This is a genomic window from Rhabdonatronobacter sediminivivens (assembly GCF_013415485.1).
Classification (GTDB): Bacteria; Pseudomonadota; Alphaproteobacteria; order Rhodobacterales; family Rhodobacteraceae; genus Rhabdonatronobacter; species Rhabdonatronobacter sediminivivens.
Genome location: NZ_JACBXS010000122.1, coordinates 1 through 1,161 on the forward strand (window position 1 = coordinate 1; position 1,161 = coordinate 1,161).

General features: G+C 60.0%; 2 protein-coding genes. One reads left to right on the forward strand and one right to left on the reverse strand.

Annotation, left to right across the window (positions count from 1 at the left end; all coding sequences use genetic code 11):
• Positions 1–2 precede the first annotated feature (2 nt).
• Positions 3–266: a hypothetical protein gene (locus tag HUK65_RS18435; RefSeq protein ID WP_179907744.1), complete on the reverse strand. Its 264-nt coding sequence runs from the start codon at positions 264–266 to the stop codon at positions 3–5.
• 241 nt (positions 267–507) lie between these two features.
• Here HUK65_RS18435 and HUK65_RS18440 point away from each other — a divergent pair, with 241 nt between their 5' ends.
• Entirely contained in the window at positions 508–1,050 is a 543-nt protein-coding gene (locus tag HUK65_RS18440) for a hydrolase (protein WP_179907746.1), read from the forward strand.
• The last annotated feature ends 111 nt before the right edge of the window (positions 1,051–1,161 follow it).

Genomic DNA, 1,161 nt, shown 5'->3' on the forward strand with positions numbered 1-1,161 from the left:
CATCAAGGCCCCGGAAACACCACCAACACCAGAACTCCGAACAACAGAATGCGCAGACATACCATGACGACGAAGAAAACAATCTGCTTGCCAGACAGGGACTTGCCGCAGCCCTTTACCAACCCTTGGCTGTCAAGTAGCGCAAACATCACCCTTGGCGAAATCAAATTCTCTTTGGGGTCAGTTTTTTGCAGGATTATTATCAAGCCTGCGCGAATCCGGGTCCGCACCAGCGCTGCATCGCCCTGGCTGATCAGCAATTGCACCCTGCCAGATCACGGCCCATGCTGCGGGCACAGCATCGCCGTCAGGCCGGCCCGGAACACCTGCGCCGCCGGGTTTGTGAATTGCCCCTTCCCTCGCGCATTGGTATGTGGCATACCATATCCAGATTTTTCGACCATGAGGCGCAGATATGCGAGTCTTCAGCCACCAGCATACCCGGGCAGGACAAGCAGGCAGATCTACCTGCGAATCAGCTCTCGGTGCAGGTCATGCGGGTAAGACATGCTGATTCGCGCCCAGGACTCCGCGCTTGTCGTGATTGACATGCAGGCCAAGCTGGTCCCGGCCATGCAGGCGCCCGCACGCACGCTGCGCAACACCCGCCTGCTGCTGACTGCGGCGCGGGAAATGAAAGTGCCGGTGCTGCTGACCGAACAATATCCCCAGGGGCTGGGCCATACGGTGCCTGAGATCGCCTCGGCCGCCGAGGGCGCGCAAATCCTGCCGAAGGTGCATTTTTCCTGCATGGAAGACCCTGATTTCGCCAGCGCCTTTCGCGCACTGGGCCGGCGTCAGGCAGTGCTGGCGGGGATGGAGGCGCATATCTGCGTCATGCAGACAGCGGCAAGCCTGTTGGAAGAGGGCATCGAGGTCTTTGTGGTGTCGGACGCAACCGCGTCGCGGACACAGGAAAGCGAACGCGCCTGCATTGACCGGCTTCAGGCCATGGGTGCGGGGATCGTGACCACGGAAATGGCGGTTTACGAATGGCTCGGGCGCGCGGGAACCGATGCGTTCCGGCGGTTGCTGGGGTTGATTCGCTAATCGGAAATCTGGACTGCAAGGGAGGGCAGGCTTTTGAACATACACGAGTATCAGGCGAAGGGATTGTTGCGGGCGTATGGTGCGCCTGTTGCGGATGGTCGTGCGGTTTTG